We start from the raw sequence: 18,268 nt of genomic DNA on the forward strand, positions 1-18,268 counted from the left end.
CATTATCCCTCCGCCTTCAGTTCATAGAGCGCATCTCTCAGTTCTGCCGCACGCTCAAAGTCAAGCGCCTTTGCTGCCTGCTTCATTTCCTGTTCAATACTGATGATTGCTCTGTTTCGTTCGTTCTTTGTCATTTTTTTCTTTTTCTTCCTGCCAGAAGACTCCTGTTTTACTTCATAGGTTGCTTTAATCAATTCAGGAATTGCCTTCTGTATCGTTTTCGGTGTAATATGATGTGCCTCATTAAATGCTTTTTGAATTGTCCGCCTGCGCGCAGTCTCATCCATCGCCATACGCATTGAGTCCGTTATTTGATCGGCATACAGAATGACGCGTCCTTCGGCGTTACGTGCCGCACGGCCAATTGTCTGAATCAGCGAACGTTCCGAACGCAGAAATCCTTCCTTGTCAGCATCAAGAATGGCAACCAGCGAAACTTCCGGAATATCCAGTCCCTCACGAAGCAGGTTGATGCCGACAAGCACATCGAATTCACCGCGCCTCAGATCACGGATAATTTCGATGCGTTCGAGCGTCTTGATCTCCGAATGCAGATAATTGACTTTAATGCCCATACCTTTCAGATAATCGGTCAGATTCTCCGCCATCTTTTTTGTCAGTGTGGTCACCAGCACGCGTTCTTTTTTCTTAACACGAATATTAATCTCGTCATAGAGATCATCAATCTGCCCCTTGATTGGACGAACTTCGATTTCCGGGTCCAAAAGTCCTGTAGGCCGGATAATCTGTTCAATCGGTTTGCCGGAATGCTCCAGTTCATAATCCGCCGGTGTGGCCGAAACGTAGACAATCTGGTTAATATGCGACTCGAATTCATCAAAAGTAAGCGGCCGGTTGTCCTTTGCTGACGGAAGCCGGAAACCGTGGTCGACAAGTACATTTTTCCGTGCCTGATCGCCATTATACATCGCCCTTATCTGCGGCAGCGTTGCATGCGATTCATCGACCATGATCAGGAAATCATCGGGAAAATAGTCAAGCAGTGTATAGGGTGATTCACCGGGCTTGCGAAAGGTCAGGTGGCGTGAATAGTTCTCAATGCCAGAACAGAAACCGACCTCTTCCATCATCTCAAGATCGTAACGTGTGCGCTGCTCCAGGCGCTGGGCCTCCAGAAGCTTGCCTTGTTCATTCAGCACACTCAGCCGTTCTTCAAGTTCCTTTTGAATGTTCACAATGGCTTTTTTCATTTTTTCCTGGCCGGTGACAAAGTGTGAAGCCGGGTAGATAGCCACATGCTCGCGCTCGCCGACAATTTCACCGGTCATCGGGTCCATTTCTGTGAGCCGGTCAATTTCATCACCGAAAAATTCAACGCGAATACAGTGATCGTCGCGTGATGCAGGGAAAATTTCGACGACATCGCCGCGGACACGGAATGTGCCACGCGTAAAGTTAATGTCATTGCGTGTATACTGAATATCGACAAGTTCGCGCAGCATGGCGTTCCGTTCCTTTTCCATACCCTTTCGCAGCGACAGGACAAGCGAACCATACTCTTCCGGTGAACCTAAACCGTATATACAGGACACACTGGCGACGATAATAACATCTCGGCGCTCGAACAGCGCGCTCGTCGCTGAATGACGCAATTTATCAATCTCATCATTAATGCTGGAGTCTTTTTCAATATAGGTATCCGTCTGCGGAATGTAAGCTTCCGGCTGATAGTAATCATAATAACTGACAAAATACTCGACAGCATTATTGGGGAAAAATTCCTTAAATTCATTATAAAGCTGCCCGGCCAGTGTTTTATTGTGCGCGATGACCAGCGTTGGTTTGTCGACTTGCGCAATGACATTCGACATCGTAAATGTTTTCCCGGTGCCGGTCGCGCCGAGCAGCGTCTGGTGCTTCTTACCGCTCCTGATGCCATCGACCAGTTCCCGGATTGCTTCAGGCTGGTCACCCTGCGGATTAAAATGAGATGCAAGCTGGAATTTCATCGTGCCGTCCTCCAAACTTTTGTACCTTTTTATGTGTTAATACTTTTTCTGTCAGGATAGTGTGAATTAATGGTTGTTCATTAAGCTGAAAAACGTGGAAAGTTCATGCTTTTCGCAATAGTGCTCATTTGTATTAAAGCGAATCTTAACCCTTTAATACAGCTTTTTGTCATAAACCCGAAAAAATCTTTCTTAAAAAAGTATACCATCCTTAAATAGAAAAGAACAGCAAAATACGAACGGATATTCTCAATTACTATTTGAAGTGCTCTTGATACAAGCCAAACAGCTTCTTTTATTCCATATATTTTCATTTAAGCGGGGTATGAATATTTCTATCGCATTAGAGAGACCAGGCTAAGTCTAGTCCTTATTTCCGCACGATGCGGTGTGTACAGACGTACTTTCACAGGATCTTGTTTGACTGCGATTTACCGACCATTCAGCATGATTTACCGGTCATTCGTCACTATTTACCGGCGCGCACGCGTTTCCACAGTTTTCAGCCAGAGTCTTTGATCTATTTATTTTGTTGGCATCAGTGCTCCAAGCTGCTCGCTTGCCGCGGACCTCCTCGGACACTTAGAATCTGCGGGATCTCACTGGCACCTGATCAACAGGAACGCTCCGCTGGCATCTCGCGTTTTCGTATCTTGCTTACCTTTATGCTTAGCAAAATCTTATACTTTCTTTCTTAACCTGGAAACAAAAAACTTCCATGGCAGATGCCACAGAAGTTATTCAAAATGGTTTTCAGGATTTAATGTCTTCGCCAATGTACTTTTCAATTTCAGTCACAATTTTTTTTGCGGCTTTACGGCTTAATATCAGCTTGCCGTTCGCCAGTACCAGATTGTCCGGCGAAACTTCATTTGTAATCTGACAAGCCATATTGGGCACATACTTTTTGAAGATAATCCGGTCATCCTCAGTGAAGATTTCGAGCGGATCGCCTTCTTTAATATTCAAGGTCCTTCTCAATTCAATCGGAATCACGACACGACCCAACTCATCAACCTTGCGCACAATACCTGTTGATTTCATTTGTGTTCTCCTCTCCATTGTCTGTGCCAGCCGACTGCACTTTATCTAGATTATAGCACCATTTTGCAATACTTCGGACAATTTTGTAACCTTCACACACAAGAGGCAAATTTTCACAGAGTCGCCGATCGTTTCAAAGCCACCCACTTTTTAACAGCAGCAGGAAGTAAAAATAATGGAACAGTCGGTTTTGGAAGCCGCATGACTCATTTGCTCAGCTCTGCGGGCAGCGCATCACTTAAAGCTACTCCGTCTTTTTCTAGCAAAAAGGCAGGGAAAGCCGATGCAGTTCCGTCTCCGTTTCCTTGTTCCGATTATATTATTCGAATGTGCACTCAGCTATTTGTCTTCTGTTTCAAATCCCACTGATCTGCTTCAAGAAAAAGCAGGCCAATCTTATAATCGTCGTTCTCATGAATCGGACCCTTCGCAAAACGCTGTTCCCCGAAACGATCAATGACTTCAAGCTTGCAATAGGCCGCATGTTTTTGCAGCGCCGCATAAAAATCATCGACACTGCTGATATCCCGATCATTGGCACGCCGGATTTCTTCTCCCGGCATAATGCCCATGCGCGCACCAAGTGAATGAGGAATCACACCGATGACCCTTAGCCCCCTGCCTGGCATGACAAAATAAAACGGACGCGTTTCACGCAGATGATGGTGATACCACACAAGTATCAGTCTGCTGATGAACACCGCAGCGGCCGCAAGGAGCACAAGTAACGGCAAACGGAAAAGAGCTGCCGCAGCAACAATCAGCGCAGCACCACAGGTTGTGATCAGCATCCAAAGTGCGGACTGCCTGACCGCGGGACGCGGCAAGGTATAAGTAATCAGCTGCGCAATACCGACACCAACCGGGAAAAGCGCTAAGCCAAATGATGATCCATCGCTAAAAAACGGCCAGAGACCAACTGAAGAAACCGCCCCATGCGTCGGCACAAGTATCATGAGCGGTACAATCCACAACTGGCAGGCTTCATGTGCCCCAACCAGACCACCGCGATGGCTGTCAATCAAACGTGGCGAGGTCTGGTGTGCGCCCCAGAAAAAGATCAGCACGGTTTCCACAGCCAGCGTCACAACCAGAAAAACACCGAATGACACTGCGTTTATGTGCTGAATGTCCATGAGCCAGTGATTAATCGTCGGAGACGCAGTACGGAAATCTGGGATCAGATAAGCCGAAACCAGGGCCAGTCCAACCGCAATTGCCGGAGACAAAAAGCGCAGGCGACACGTAAACAGCGTGACGGTATAAGCGAGTGTTAATAAAACCAGCACCCCGGGCGTAAGACTGACACCTGACACAAGCAGTACAACCGAACCGGCAATACCGATCATCAGACTTGGCATCATGCTTGCGAAAATTGTATTGAACATGCCATACGCTTTCACGTGGAATGACAGTCGCTCACGGCGTACCCGCTGCGCGCTGTATAAAAACAGCGCGATAACAAGCAGGTACAGCAGCGGATTGATTAAAAAAGAGAATATCCCCCAAAAAAATGTCCCAACAATGTCCATCCGTTATTCCCCCACGTTTGATCACGAATAATGGCTGAGCCAAAGACAGCCACTCGATCTGATCATCTGAAAAAATTCGCTATGCGGCGATGAATGGTCAGCATCGCCATCTTTCTTTCATTATACATGAGCGAACTCTTCAATGTGGATTGTCACGAAATTTTTATGCTCTGGGCTGGCCTTTGTCGTTTCAGCACAGTTGACTGGCTGTGATTTATCGTTCATTCAACCCTATGAGTCGACATTTCGCTTCTACTTTCCACTGCTTCGTTACGAATTGCAGCGGCTTCGTTTCTACTTCTCACCGTTTCGTTACAAATTTTCCTTTTCATCGCCAAGAGTCCGGCTACCCAAAGAAGGGTGTCTCATCGTCAAATAGACTTTTGAGACACCCTCTTTTCTTATTTTTATCAGCGATCCATGTCTTTTTCAATTTCAGTAATGGCCGCCTCAAGCTGCCGATCATTTTCTTGTGCTTTGATCGCAGTCAGCGTTGCCTGTTGCAGTGCATCGGCCGTTTTCTGATCAATCGTGCCGGTTACGGTTAGCTTCTGGTCTTTCTGAAATTCCCGAACTGCATGAACCGTCTGTTTACTGAAGTAGCCGTCGGTACGTCCCGGCTTTTTTCCGGCGGCTTCCAGCATTTTCTGTGCGTCAGCAATCGTTGTGCTTGTTTGATCCGCCTTCAATTTCTTTCCTTTATCCAGGTTAATTGGGGACGCGTAAAAGTAGGCAGGCTGCTTTATCTCAACAGTTGGCTTGATTCCTTTTTTGTGAATCCAGTTGCCATCCGGTGTCAGCCATTTGTCCGTTGTCAGTTTCAATTCACTCTTATCGGACAATTCAATGCCCTGCTGAACGGTACCTTTTCCGAAGGTTTTCACGCCAACCAGCGGATAGCCTCCCGCCTCGTGCAGTGCGCCGGCAAGAATCTCGGAAGCAGAGGCAGATCCGCCATCAATCAACGCAGCAATCGGATAATCTTTCTTCTTCTTCAGCGTTGAGTAGAATGGCTGCTTTTTCCCGGCACGATCTTCAATCTGGACGACTGGTTTTTTGGAGGCAATCAGCAAATTACCGATTTTTTCCACAGCCTGAAGATACCCCCCGGGATTTCCGCGTACATCAACGATCAGTCCTTTGATCTGTTTTTCCTCGACCTTGCTGAGCGCGGTGCTGAACTCACGGTCTGTATTTTCATTGAATTGAGTAATCGCAATATAGCCGATTGGTTGTCCGTCATGCTTCAGTACCTTGCTCTCGACCGTACGGATCGGGATCGTGTCTCGCTTAATCGTAAAGGTCAGTTCATTGCTGACACCGGGCCGCTTAATGCCAAGGCGGACAGTCGTTCCTTTTTTTCCGCGAATACGATTGACTGCCTGGTTAATATTCAACCCCTCGGTTGATTTCCCATTAATTGTGACAATTGCATCTTTTGGTTTCAAACCGGACTTTTCCGCCGGCGATCCCTTGATTGGCGATACCACGGTGACCTGCTTGCCGACCATCTGGACTTCCGCACCAATTCCTTCAAATGATGAAGACAATGATTCCGTGAAGTCGGAAGCCGTTTTGGCATTCATATAGCTGGAAAACGGATCATTCAGTGCTTCGATCATGCCATTAATAGCACCGTCATACAATTCGGAACTGCTGATTTTCCGAAAATATTCTTTTTCAATCAAATCATGGATTGCCTTCAGTTTTGCAGAATCTTTGTCGGCCGCCGTCACTTCTGACGTGGCAGCCGCCGCTGAGTCCTGGTCGTGATTCTGGACAAAGCTGAACACTGCATAAGAGCCTGCAGCACCCACAATCAGCGAGATCGCCATCAGCAAGGCGACGACTTTGCCGCTGAATTTTTTCATAAAAAACTGCCTCCTCAGTAAACGCGTTCAACCGTAAATAATATGCCGATCAAACAGAACTTATCCTCTATCATACAGCAGTGCCGCAAGATTGTCCTACACGATGAGTACGTGTTCATTTTACCCTGCATGACCCTAAAATTATAACATGGTGGACTAAATTCAGCGTCATGCTACTCTTTCCTTGATGGATTACCCTCCTGTGAACAGTCATATCGGGTTTTTGAATCAAATGTCTCCGTTTGCATCCCGGTTTTAATAAAATGAGCGATTAATAAAAGAGTATCTCATTGTCAGGAAAATGACTATAGAGATACCCCGATTTTTCAACATCCTGCTACGGATAAATGACACGGATCATTTTCCACGGATGAGCCGGCAGGCAGTTAAAGGAATCCTGATTTTCAGATCTTCAGGAATTTCCGTACCGAATTCATACTTCCCCACACGCCGATCAATGCACCGATGCCGATCAGAAGCAGACTCAGATTCAGTGTCATCGTTTGATATGGAATCAGTCTGATGAACATCTGCTGAAGGTTGCCGCCAAGATTGTAGTAGGCAAACCGATACACAACCATCAATACGATCACAGGGATAATTGAACCAAGAACCCCCATGACCAGCCCCTCAATAAAGTAAGGCCAGCGGACAAAGGCGTTGGTCGCACCAACAAGTTTCATAATCTCGATTTCACGACGGCGGGCCACGATCGTCAATTTAATCGTATTAGCAATCAGGAATACAGAAGTAAACAGCAACCCGATAATCAGAACGATTCCGACATTCCGTGCAATTCGGATAAATCGGAAAAGTTTTTCTACCGTCCCTTTTCCATAACGCACATCCGTGACGTTCTGATAATCCTTTACCGTATTCGCGACACCGATCGTCTGCTCCGGCTTCTTCGTCTTCAGGATAAACGCGTTTGGCAGCGGGTTCTCCTTTTGCAGATCCGTAAAGCTCTGTTTGTCGTTACCGAGACTTTCAAGCAGACTGTCCAGTCCTTCTTTCTTTGATTGGAAGCGAACCGACTGCACATTGGGAATCTTCTGCAATTCCTGCTCCAGTGTTTTCTGCTGCGTCTTGGTAATCGATTGATCCAGATAGACGCGCACTTCAACGTCACTTTCAATATCGCCGGCAATCTTATTCAGATTGAACATAACCATCAGGAATAGTCCGACCAGAAGAAGGGAAACTGTAACGGCACTCACGGATGCGAACGTCATCCAGCCGTTTCGGCCAAGGCTCTTAAAACTTTCATTGACATGTCTCTTCAATGTTCTAATTTTCATAGCCATAATCCCCTTCTTGCTCATCGCGTACAATCATGCCGCCTTCAAGCGCAACCACGCGATGCCGAATCTTGTTGACAATATCACGGTTGTGTGTCGCCATCACAATCGTTGTTCCCTGTTCGTTAATCCGTTTGAACACTTCCATAATCTGCCAGGATGTCTCAGGATCGAGGTTACCGGTTGGTTCATCAGCGATCAGGACCGGTGGACGGTTGCAGATTGAACGTGCGATTGAGACGCGCTGCTGCTCGCCGCCGGACAGCTGATCGGGAAATGAACGCATTTTATGCTTTAAACCGACAAGATCCAGAACTTCGACAACACGACGTTTAATCTGTCTCGGATGTTCCTCAATCACTTCCAATGCAAAGGCAACATTTTCATAGACAGTCAGTTTTGGCAGCAGGCGAAAATCCTGAAACACAACGCCGATTTTACGCCGGAAATACGGAACCTGCCGTTCTCGTAAATTAGCAATGTTTTTATTGTTAATGAAAATTTTGCCGCGTGTCGGCTTCAATTCTCTGAAGATCATTTTTATAAATGTCGATTTCCCTGCCCCGCTTGGACCAACAACGTAAACAAATTCGCCCTGTTTGACAGACAGATCAATGCCATTCAGTGCCATGACCCCGTTCGGGTAGGCCTTCCAGACATTTTGCATCACAATTACGTCTTCCATAGAAATTCTTCCCCCAAAGTCCTTTTTCCCATATTTTGTCGAACGATCTCATAATCTGTCTGATTATATTTTTCTACAAAAACATTCGTATGCAGGATCAAAATGCGCGGGTTGCCGATGAAAAGATCGCTCACTCACCATTATTTCCCGAGAAATAAATCAACCATATGCACATCATTATGTATGTGAATCGAACAATTTTCATTATACCATCGAAACCGTGTCGATTACGCGAGAAAAATATTACATTTCAATTTCAAATACATAATCGAATTGAGGAGAAAAAGATCGAAACCGTGGAGGATGATTGCATCGGAATATAAAAAAAACACGCCTGCGCATGTTTTATGATCGCTGATAAAAACCTTTTCCGAACACTTCGGTTGCATTGGTAATAATGAAAAACGAATCCGCATCAATAGACTTAACAAGCTGCTTCAGATGAGTCAATTCACTTTGTGAAACAACGGTCATCAGCATCGGCCGATCATCGCCGGTGTATCCGCCCTGGCTGACAATGCGCGTCACACCACGATCAATTTCCTGCAGGATCGCCTGACGCAGTTCATCTTCCTGGTCAGAGACAATCAGTGCCATTTTCTCGGTGTTAAAACCAAGCTGAACAACATCAATCATTTTTGCTGTCAAATAGATGCTGATCAGTGCATACAGTGCTGCTTCAAGCGACATAAAAAATGCAGAGCTCAGGACGATGATTCCATCCAGTATCGAGACACAAAAACCAAGCGTTATGCCGCTGAACTTCTGAATGATTTGCCCGGCAAGTGCCGTTCCGCCGGTAGATCCACGGCCACGAAACACAATACCAAGACCGATACCGGTGCCGACACCGCCGAACAGTGCCCCAAGGAGCGGGCTGTCCGTTGCTGCAGGAATACCGCTCGTCAAAAATACGGAAAGCGGCAGCATAACTGAACCGAGCAGCGTCTTCATAGCGTAGTCGACATAGCCGAAGCTGCGTCCAAGCACAAATAAACCCAGGACAAAAATAGGAATATTGAAGCCCCAGAGAACATAGGACGGTTCCCAGCCAAGATTCCAATGCAGCACAATACTGATCCCTGCCACACCGCCAGAAGCAATATGTGTCGGAAGCATAAATGTGTTAAAAGTAATGCCGACAATGAATGAGCCAATGATCACAAGTAAATAGTCCATAACTACAGCCGCCGTTCCACGCTCTGGGACGACGTGCTTGTCTCTTTTCCTAAAAAAGTGCATGCAAAATCTCCTTTACCCACCCGATGAGATGGCCGAATGTTCTTATTCTAATTCATCCGGACGGATGCGGTCAATTAAGGAAGCGCTGCAATTTGAAATTCGTTATCACCTTGCTGAGGTCCATTACCCGTTTTATTCTTTGAAACAAATTCGATGTTATTTTGATACAACTTTTTTCGTTTGATAAGAATGCGATGTTGTTTGATACAACTTTGTCCTCCACCGATCAATACCTTTTCATCCTTCACCAGCTAAAATACAAGAACCGGCCGAAGCCGGTTCTCTCACCAAACAAATTATTTATTTTCACAGATGAAGACGCAGGTAGGCATCGATGAACGGATCAATGTCGCCATCCATGACGCGGTTGACATCACCGATTTCAACATTTGTGCGGTGGTCCTTGACCATTGAATAAGGATGAAAAACATAGGAGCGAATCTGGCTGCCCCAGCCGATCTCCTTCTGCTCGCCATGGAGAGCAGCCATTTCGGCCTCTTTCTTCTCTTCTTCCAATTGATACAGACGTGCTTTCAGCATCTTCATCGCCTGATCACGGTTCTGAAATTGCGAGCGCTCAGACTGGCAGCTGACGACAATACCTGTTGGTATATGGGTCATACGAACCGCCGATGACGTTTTATTAATGTGCTGACCGCCAGCACCGCTCGACCGGAAGACATCGACTTTCAGATCTTCAGGCCGGATATCGACTTCAATGCCGTCATCAAGTTCCGGGACCACTTCACACGAAACGAATGATGTGTGGCGTCGCCCGGCAGCGTCAAAAGGTGAAATGCGAACCAGACGGTGAATGCCCTTCTCTGCCTTCAGATAGCCGAATGCATCCGGCCCCTTAATCAGCAGCGTGACACTTTTGACTCCGGCTTCATCGCCGGGAAGGTAGTCAAGTGTTTCGACGGCAAAGCCTTTGTTCTCTGCCCAGCGTGTGTACATGCGCAGCAGCATCGAAGCCCAGTCCTGCGCTTCGGTACCACCGGCACCCGGATGAAGCTCCAGAATCGCATTATTCCGGTCATGCGGGCCGCTCAGAAGCAGTCTGGTTTCATAATGGTTGAATGCATGACGTGCCTCTTCAAGGGATTCTTCAAGTTCGGCCTTCATGTCTGCATCGTTCTCTTCTTTGACTAATTCATAGGCAACCTGAAGGTCTTCATACTTACTTTCAAGATCGCTCAGACTGTCGACCTTGCCTTTCAGTTCGTTGGATTCATCGATCACCTTCTGGGCCTTTTCATTATCATCCCAAAAACCAGGCATCGACATTTTTTCATCCAGCTCTGCAATTCTTGCCTTTTTATTATCTAAGTCAAAGAGACCCCCTAAATGCTTTGAGACGAACTTCCATCTCATCAATTTCGTGTTTCATTTCAGGTAAATCCATGTTCATCCTACTTTCTCTTTCCCACAGATCATTTTCCGTGGCAGTTTTTATATTTTTTGCCGCTGCCGCATGGACAAGGATCGTTCCGACCGACATGCACTTTACGGCGGATCGGTTTCTTTTTCACCGGTTCGTCATCCTGACCGCCGGAAATGACGCGCAGGCCATGCGTTACCTGCTCGCGCTGAATGGGTTCCTCGCGAATTTCCGCTTTCATAAGGAAGCTGACAATTTCTTCATTGATGCTGGCAATCATTTCTTCGAACATTTTGAAGCCTTCAATATTATATGCACGATATGGGTCGACCTGACCGTATGCCCGCAGATAAATGCCCTCGCGGAGCTGCTCCATTGCATCAATATGATCCATCCACTTTGTATCCACTGTACGCAGTGTGATCACGCGTTCGAATTCACGCATCCTCTCAGGAGTAAACTGTTCTTCTTTTTCGTTGTAACGGGCGATCGCCTTCGCATACAGATCGTCGATCATCTCTTCCGGATCTTTGCCTTCCAGATCCTTCAGTGTTAACTCACCCTCATTGAATATTTTCGCATTCAGGTAGTCAATTACGCTTTGAAGATCCCATTCTTCCGGCACTTCCTTCTCCGGCGTATGCGCGCGAACCAGATTCTCGATCACAAGCTTGATCATGCCTTCGATGTCCGGGCGCAGATTCTTCGCTTCCAGCACTTCATCGCGCTGCTTGTAGATGATCTCACGCTGCTGACGCATGACATCATCGAATTTCAGCAATTGCTTTCGAGCATCAAAGTTATTGCCTTCCACACGTTTCTGCGCAGCTTCTACCGACCGGCTGACAAGCTTGCTTTCAATCGGTGAAGTGTCATCCATACCGATTTTTTCCATCCAGTTCTTCATTTTATCCGAGCCGAACCGTTTCATCAAGTCATCTTCAAGCGACAGATAAAAACGAGATTCACCAGGATCGCCCTGACGACCGGAACGGCCGCGCAGCTGGTTGTCAATACGACGCGATTCATGGCGCTCCGTACCGAGAATGAACAGACCGCCAAGCTCCGCGACGCCTTCACCGAGCTTAATATCGGTACCACGGCCGGCCATGTTCGTCGCAATTGTGACCGAACCAGCCTGACCGGCGTTCTCGATGATTTCCGCTTCACGTGCATGGTTCTTCGCATTCAGAACATTATGCGGAATACCGCGCCTCTTTAAAAGTTTCGAAATCAGTTCCGAGGTTTCAACGGCAACCGTACCGACAAGCACCGGCTGGCCGCGATGATACAGCGTCGCAATTTCTTCGACAACCGCATGAAACTTGCCCTTCTGCGTTTTATAGATCAGATCCGGATTGTCAACACGAATCATGGGTTTATTCGTTGGAATTTCAATAACATCCATGTTGTAGATGCTCTGGAATTCTTCTTCTTCGGTTTTTGCCGTACCAGTCATACCGGACAGCTTCGCATACATACGGAAAAAGTTCTGCAGTGTAATCGTAGCCAAAGTTTTGCTTTCGCTCTGGATGTCCAGACCTTCCTTGGCCTCGATCGCCTGATGGAGCCCTTCGCTGTAACGGCGTCCCTGCATCAGACGGCCGGTGAACGGATCAACAATCACAATTTCGCCGTCCTGCACAACATAATCCTGATCACGATGCATAATCGCATGGGCCTTCAGCGCTTCATTCACATGATGATTAATCGTGACATTCTTATAATCATACAGGTTTTTAATACCGAAGAAGTTCTCCGCCTTGGTCATGCCCTCTTCAGTCAGCTGCACCGATTTTGTCTTCAGATCGACCGTAAAATCCTGTTTTTCGGACAGGAGACGCGCAAACTGATTAGCACGCACGTACAGATCGGTTGATTTTTCCGCATTACCGGAAATAATCAGCGGTGTACGGGCTTCATCGATTAAAATGGAGTCCACTTCATCGACGATCGCAAAGTTCAGCGGGCGCTGCACTTTTTCTTCCTGATAAAGCACCATGTTGTCGCGCAGATAGTCGAACCCGAACTCACTGTTCGTGCCATACGTAATGTCGGCCGCGTATGCTTCTTTTTTCTCATCTGGTGACAGACCGTTGGTGTTTAAACCGACTGACAAACCGAGGAAATTATAGAGCAGCCCCATTTGTTCCGCGTCACGGTGAGCCAGATAATCGTTGACCGTCACCAGATGCGCTCCTTGACCGGCCAGCGCGTTCAGATACAGCGGCATCGTCGCCACGAGCGTTTTTCCTTCACCGGTTTTCATCTCGGCGATGTTGCCCTGATGCAGCGCAATCGCACCAATCAACTGTACGTAGTAAGGGGTCATACCCAGAATGCGGGTCGACGCTTCACGGACAACCGCAAAGGCTTCCGGCAGCAAATCATCCAGTGTTTCACCGTTTTCCAGCCGCTGCCTGAATTCCGGCGTCTTCGCCTGGAGTTCGTCATCGCTCAGCTTCCTGTACTCATCGGCCATGGCATCGATCCTGTGCGCGATCTTTTCCATTTTGCTGAGTTTGCGAAGGCTTGTATCTCCTAAAACTCGTTTGAGCATTCCTATCATGCCTGCATACACCTCATTTATAGTTTCTGATTCGGCGCCGCTTGCACGCGCCCTCAGAGTCCAACATTCGTATCCAGTGTTTCCATATAAATCTGCCTGAAAAACTTTCCTAAAACATGCAACTATTTTAACAATATTCACCAGCGCTGACAATCGCCGCCGCACCGATTGAGCAAATCACGCAAAATCGGATCACAGATTCCTGTTTATTCAGATGTTCGCGTGTACCGGCCGTTTTCCGGGTACCGCGCCAATAAGAATGCAGAAACCAACATCTTTCATTATACGGCAAAATGCACATCGTGAAAACAGACGCAACACGCTGTGGTCAAAATGCGGCACAGATTGTCTTTACCGACCATTGAGAGTGCGTGTGATTTACCGGCTGTAGCGAGCGAAGTTTTGGTCGCCCGAGATTTATCGGTCCACAGGCATGGTTCCGGTCATCGTGCGAAATTTTCCGGTCATCGCGCATGATTTACTGGTCATCACTCGTGATTTACCGGCCATTCCTGAATCGAACAAAACCAATGATTCATGAAAAGAGCAGCCTTTTTGTAAAATAAAGAAGATCCGCATCCGCGGATCCCCCTTTTATCTATTTGCTAATCGTTTTATACTTGATCAATCAGGCCGAATCGCCCGTCTTTGCGGCGATAAACGACCGCCGTTGAATTATCTTCTGCATTGTTGAAAATAAAGAAGGAATGACCAAGCATATCCATTTGCAGAATCGCTTCATCAACGGTCATCGGCTTAAACACGAAGTGCTTTTTGCGTACGACACCATAGGCAGTTTCTTCTGTGTCTTCAGCTGTCTTTGTTGCGCTTACGGTGCCATTCTGAAGCTGCTGCTTCGCAGTCTGGCGACTCTTGCGGTTCAGTTTTGTTTTATGCTTTTTGATCTGGCGTTCCAATTTCGAAACCACTGAATCAATTGCCGTGTAGAGATCTTCCTCGCCGACTTCGGCTCTCAGGAGAAGGCCTTGGAGCGGAATGGTTACTTCAACCACTTGTTCCGTATTGTGGACACGCAAATTCACACGCGCGCTTGTATCAATCGGTGTGTTAAAGTATTTTTCCAGCTTGCTGATCCTTTTTTCCGCATAGCTCTGCAAAGATGGTGTCACTGTGATGTTTTCCCCGCGAATAATAATATCCATGAGAAAGCCTCCCTTCAATATTATATACATTCGCCATTCCCGTCCCAATTCCTGCGCAAACATTAAAATATTTTTACAATAATCGCTTTACTTTTTAAAGTTTCGACAAAATCGGCACATTTAATCAGAAAACGAATTCATGCTTAATATGCATCAATGAGATGCAATATTCCAATCAGAATATAGGCGTAAAATCGCTCTGATTCTATTGACGCAGCCTGTTCCAGCACATATAATGATAACGCAAATAGGAAAAGACATTTAGAAACACAGGTTTGTCTCCATTTTTTAAAAACCAATTTTCAAGTTTAATGTTAGGCATGCTAACATTTTTAAGGATACGATTCATAACGCAGAGGTTATAAAGCATGACGGTGATCATCCCTCTCACAAAGGAGCGTTCTGACCATGTCAGTCAAGACGGAAGAAATCATTGAATTGTTTGAACAGCTCAATGACGATGAAAAGGAATCGACTTACAATTATCTGCAATTCCTTGCAAGCCTGAATGCTGATCAGGAAGAAGAGGTTGTTGTAGCTGAATAACACAATGAAGGCAGTCCGATGTCCATCCGTTCTTTTAACGGATGGAATTTTTTTTGAAAAAAATAAAAGACCATGTGCGTGAAGGCATCAATGGTCTTAGTTTATGTGCATCCAGTGATTTGGTGAAAAAATTAGCTCTGCTGTTTTATTACTCTCGCTTATCGAGGAACATGCCATCTTTAGTAGGACCGGTGTAAGGATTGCGGTAACGGTTAATACTGCGCTTACGGTGCCGAAAGTGATTCATGTCATTAGTGATTTCCTGCTTGATCAGATGAAGCTGTTTATTGATCGTGCGGTTCATCTCAGCAATGCGTTCACCCATTGGTCGCTCCGCTTCACTGCATGTTCCTGAAAGTTCCGCGGTCAGCCGCCCGCGTGCATCCAAAAGCTGACGCAGCTTTGCAATCAGCTCATCACGTGACATTGACTGCTTTTCATCCGTCACTAACTGCTCCAGTTCAACCGTCAAATCGTAAATTTTCTGTAATCCCATTTTAAATACGATCCCTTTTTGGCTGTGCTTTTTTCACATTCTCAACGGCCTGCTTCCAGGCATCCCGCATATCGGTAACTAATTTTTCCACTTCATCAAGAATGGACGGATCATTCTTGATGTTCGCTTCAATCAGACGACGGTTCATATAATCATAGAGCTGCATCATGTTTTTTGCGATCGGCTGATTCATATCGAGCGTCACCATCAACTCGCGGATAATCGCCTGTGCTTTTTGTAGGTTCATATTTTTTCCCTTGTAATCTTTTTCATGAAGCGTCTTTCCTGCCTGCCGGATAAATCGGATGCAGCCATTATAGAGCATCAGCGTCAATTCTCCCGGCGTCGCGGTCATTACCGAATTCTGCTTATAAGCTTTGTAAGGGCTTAATGGCATCTTTATACCTCCCGCACATCAAGATCAGCCCGTAAAGCCTTGAATGTAAGACGCCTGCTGATTGGCCTGACTGATGGCCTCTTCCATCGCGGTAAATTGCGAATAGTACCGATCCTCAAGATCCTGAAGATGATCTTTAAACGTGTTAATCCGCTCGTTCATATCACTGATATCCTGGCCGATATAGTAATTCTTTTCAGCCATTTGCTCATTACCGGCTTTTTGTTCTATTTTCGTAATTGTGCTATCAATTGTGTTTGTCAGACGCTCCATCACACCTGCACTGCTGTCTATTCCGCCATCCTCATTGCTGCCTGATCCATTAGCCGTAAACAGATTAACGACTGCCTGAGGATCTTTGTTCAGTGCGGCCTTCAGCTTTGTCTCATCAATCTCCAACGTGCCGTCCGTGGACATATAACCGGTGGTAATGCCAATTTCGGCCAGCGTATCAAGCGTATCCGGATCCGTGGAGTCGCCGACTTTTTCCGAGATTCCCTGCCGCATCTGAGTCAGCGCACTCTGAAGAATGTCGTCACTGAATAACATGCCCGCTTTTGCCTTATCCGTCCAGCTTGAAATATCCGTATCGCTCATTTCTTTTTTCTGAGCGTCCGTCAGCGGCGCATAATCGCGGTCTCTTTTTTCAGTAACCTTTGTATTGATTTGCTTCACAACATCATTATACTGGCCAACGAAGTCGCTGATTTTCTTATAGATCGCATCAGTATCGTTACTGACCTGAACCTTAGTTGTTGCACCGGTTGTGTCATTGCCGTTCAAGGTAAAGGTCGTGCCGTTCAGGGTAATCGTATTCGTTGCCGATTCGATGGTAACGCCATTGACAGTTGCCTGAGCGCCGGTTCCGCCTGTTTCATTGGTTTCACTTAAGTGAAGAGTATCCGTTAAAAACGTGCCGTTCAGACCAATCTCGGCACCGCTGTCATTGGAATTTCCTTCTTCCGATCGTGTCAGGGACACCTTTCCGTTGGCCTCATCGTATATGGCTGTCACGCCGGCTCCGGAAGAAGAAATCTTAGACATGACCTGATTAAGTGTTGTTGTATCCGCATCAAACTCAAAATCCGTTTCTTTTGAGTTGCCGTCCGCATCGTAAGTTGTCAATGAAAAGGTCACCGTGCTGCCGGCCGCAGCAAGACCCTGATCCACCAATGATTTATCGGGATCGATACTTCCAATACTCGCCGAACTCAAATTTTGCGCCGCCGTTGCTGCCGTGACGTTCGAGAACGTATAGGTTCCATTCCCTGCTGATCCTCCGGCGGAAGCCGTCACAACCCCCTCATTGCTGGATGTTGCCTGTTTTGATTGAAATGAGGCATCATATTGAAGTGACGAAGTAGTCGTTTTTAAACCGCTTAACAGCGTGTTCATTGAACGATAATCGTCACGCTGCCATTCCAAAATCTGCAGCCGCTGCTGCATCTGAAATAACGGTTGACTATCCGCAAGCATCATCTTGGCAACAACACTGTCAACGTCAATCCCGCTGACCAAGCCGCTTACCCGGTTACCGCCGCTTGTTCCAAGAATTTGATTCAGTGAATCCATTGACAATCCGGAAGTTGAATCTGCCACTTTTATCGCGCTCCTTTACGTTCATTAACTTTAAATTCGTTTATTGACAATCAATCCCAGTTTTTCTGCAATAGCTGCATACATGTCCATAAATTTCTTCGGCGGTATCTCGCGGAGCACTTGATGAGTTACAGAGTCCTCAATTTGCACATAATACTTGTGAAGTTTGTCATGTAATACATAATGCAGGTTCGTCTGTTTTTCGGTCAGTGCCTTATTTGCTTCCGAAACAAGTTCGTTCAGTTGTTCTTTTTTAAAAGGCTGATAGACTCGTTCAGTTTTTTTATCCTCTATCGCTTCCTGACCCGTTGTCACTTGATCAATCTGAACATCATTTTGTCCGGAAAATGTCTGCTGAGTTATCTGATTTGAAATTGCTTCCGCACCTGAAACTTCGTTCATTGAAACCTATCACTCCTCTTGCACCCGAATTATTATCCAGCTACTATTTATATCGGTCTCAGGCAAAAATAAT

16 protein-coding genes are annotated in these 18,268 nt (G+C 46.4%); 1 reads left to right on the forward strand and 15 read right to left on the reverse strand.

Translation table 11 applies throughout. The features are described 5' to 3' along the window. Positions 1 to 2 precede the first annotated feature (2 nt). The 11 genes from uvrB to hpf form a co-directional block, all read right to left on the reverse strand. On the reverse strand, positions 3 to 1,970 hold the full coding sequence (gene uvrB, locus M3N64_RS09985; protein ID WP_249101823.1) for an excinuclease ABC subunit UvrB: 1,968 nt from the start codon (positions 1,968 to 1,970) through the stop codon (positions 3 to 5). 753 nt (positions 1,971 to 2,723) lie between these two features. After that, positions 2,724 to 3,014 (reverse strand): AbrB/MazE/SpoVT family DNA-binding domain-containing protein, encoded by a 291-nt coding sequence (locus M3N64_RS09990; protein WP_249101825.1) that lies wholly within the window; start codon positions 3,012 to 3,014, stop codon positions 2,724 to 2,726. A 335-nt stretch (positions 3,015 to 3,349) separates the two neighbouring features. Next, positions 3,350 to 4,546: a cell division protein gene (locus tag M3N64_RS09995; RefSeq protein WP_249101826.1), complete on the reverse strand. Its 1,197-nt coding sequence runs from the start codon at positions 4,544 to 4,546 to the stop codon at positions 3,350 to 3,352. A gap of 410 nt (positions 4,547 to 4,956) precedes the next feature. Then, positions 4,957 to 6,417 carry a S41 family peptidase gene (locus M3N64_RS10000; RefSeq protein WP_249101828.1) on the reverse strand — a complete coding sequence of 487 codons (1,461 nt, stop codon included), beginning with the start codon at positions 6,415 to 6,417 and terminating at the stop codon, positions 4,957 to 4,959. A gap of 404 nt (positions 6,418 to 6,821) precedes the next feature. Further along, complete coding sequence (ftsX, locus tag M3N64_RS10005; RefSeq protein WP_249101831.1) at positions 6,822 to 7,715, reverse strand: permease-like cell division protein FtsX; 894 nt, start codon at positions 7,713 to 7,715, stop codon at positions 6,822 to 6,824. Then, positions 7,705 to 8,400: a cell division ATP-binding protein FtsE gene (gene ftsE / locus M3N64_RS10010; RefSeq protein WP_249101832.1), complete on the reverse strand. Its 696-nt coding sequence runs from the start codon at positions 8,398 to 8,400 to the stop codon at positions 7,705 to 7,707. Before ftsE ends, ftsX begins: the two co-directional genes overlap by 11 nt. A 345-nt stretch (positions 8,401 to 8,745) precedes the next feature. Continuing rightward, complete coding sequence (locus tag M3N64_RS10015) at positions 8,746 to 9,642, reverse strand: YitT family protein (protein WP_249101834.1); 897 nt, start codon at positions 9,640 to 9,642, stop codon at positions 8,746 to 8,748. Positions 9,643 to 9,948: 306 nt separating this feature from the next. Then, a protein-coding gene (prfB, locus tag M3N64_RS10020) for a peptide chain release factor 2 (RefSeq protein ID WP_249101912.1) occupies positions 9,949 to 11,047 on the reverse strand; the annotation gives its coding sequence in 2 pieces (ribosomal slippage) (positions 9,949 to 10,983 and positions 10,985 to 11,047; 1,098 coding nt in all). A gap of 28 nt (positions 11,048 to 11,075) precedes the next feature. Further along, on the reverse strand, positions 11,076 to 13,592 hold the full coding sequence (secA, locus tag M3N64_RS10025) for a preprotein translocase subunit SecA (RefSeq protein ID WP_249101836.1): 2,517 nt from the start codon (positions 13,590 to 13,592) through the stop codon (positions 11,076 to 11,078). 417 nt (positions 13,593 to 14,009) lie between these two features. Further along, complete coding sequence (locus M3N64_RS10030) at positions 14,010 to 14,171, reverse strand: hypothetical protein (RefSeq protein WP_249101839.1); 162 nt, start codon at positions 14,169 to 14,171, stop codon at positions 14,010 to 14,012. Between the two features lie 35 nt (positions 14,172 to 14,206). Beyond that, positions 14,207 to 14,755: a ribosome hibernation-promoting factor, HPF/YfiA family gene (gene hpf / locus M3N64_RS10035; RefSeq protein WP_249101841.1), complete on the reverse strand. Its 549-nt coding sequence runs from the start codon at positions 14,753 to 14,755 to the stop codon at positions 14,207 to 14,209. Positions 14,756 to 15,163: 408 nt separating this feature from the next. Between hpf and M3N64_RS10040 the strand changes: the two genes are divergently transcribed. Beyond that, positions 15,164 to 15,301 (forward strand): hypothetical protein, encoded by a 138-nt coding sequence (locus M3N64_RS10040; RefSeq protein ID WP_249101843.1) that lies wholly within the window; start codon positions 15,164 to 15,166, stop codon positions 15,299 to 15,301. A gap of 148 nt (positions 15,302 to 15,449) precedes the next feature. Here the strand turns inward: M3N64_RS10040 and fliT are convergent, their stop codons facing one another. The 4 genes from fliT to M3N64_RS10060 are packed head-to-tail and all read right to left on the reverse strand — an operon-like array spanning position 15,450 to position 18,195. Next, positions 15,450 to 15,797: a flagellar protein FliT gene (gene fliT, locus M3N64_RS10045; RefSeq protein ID WP_249101845.1), complete on the reverse strand. Its 348-nt coding sequence runs from the start codon at positions 15,795 to 15,797 to the stop codon at positions 15,450 to 15,452. A gap of 1 nt (position 15,798) precedes the next feature. Beyond that, entirely contained in the window at positions 15,799 to 16,194 is a 396-nt protein-coding gene (gene fliS, locus M3N64_RS10050; protein WP_249101847.1) for a flagellar export chaperone FliS, read from the reverse strand. Positions 16,195 to 16,218: 24 nt separating this feature from the next. Continuing rightward, positions 16,219 to 17,793 carry a flagellar filament capping protein FliD gene (gene fliD, locus M3N64_RS10055; protein ID WP_249101849.1) on the reverse strand — a complete coding sequence of 525 codons (1,575 nt, stop codon included), beginning with the start codon at positions 17,791 to 17,793 and terminating at the stop codon, positions 16,219 to 16,221. Positions 17,794 to 17,823: 30 nt separating this feature from the next. Continuing rightward, the gene (locus M3N64_RS10060; protein ID WP_249101850.1) at positions 17,824 to 18,195 is read right to left on the reverse strand and encodes a flagellar protein FlaG; all 372 of its coding nucleotides are present in this window, start codon (positions 18,193 to 18,195) and stop codon (positions 17,824 to 17,826) included. Positions 18,196 to 18,268: the final 73 nt, after the last annotated feature.

The organism is Sporolactobacillus mangiferae (assembly GCF_023336505.1).
Taxonomy (GTDB): Bacteria; Bacillota; Bacilli; order Bacillales; family Sporolactobacillaceae; genus Sporolactobacillus; species Sporolactobacillus mangiferae.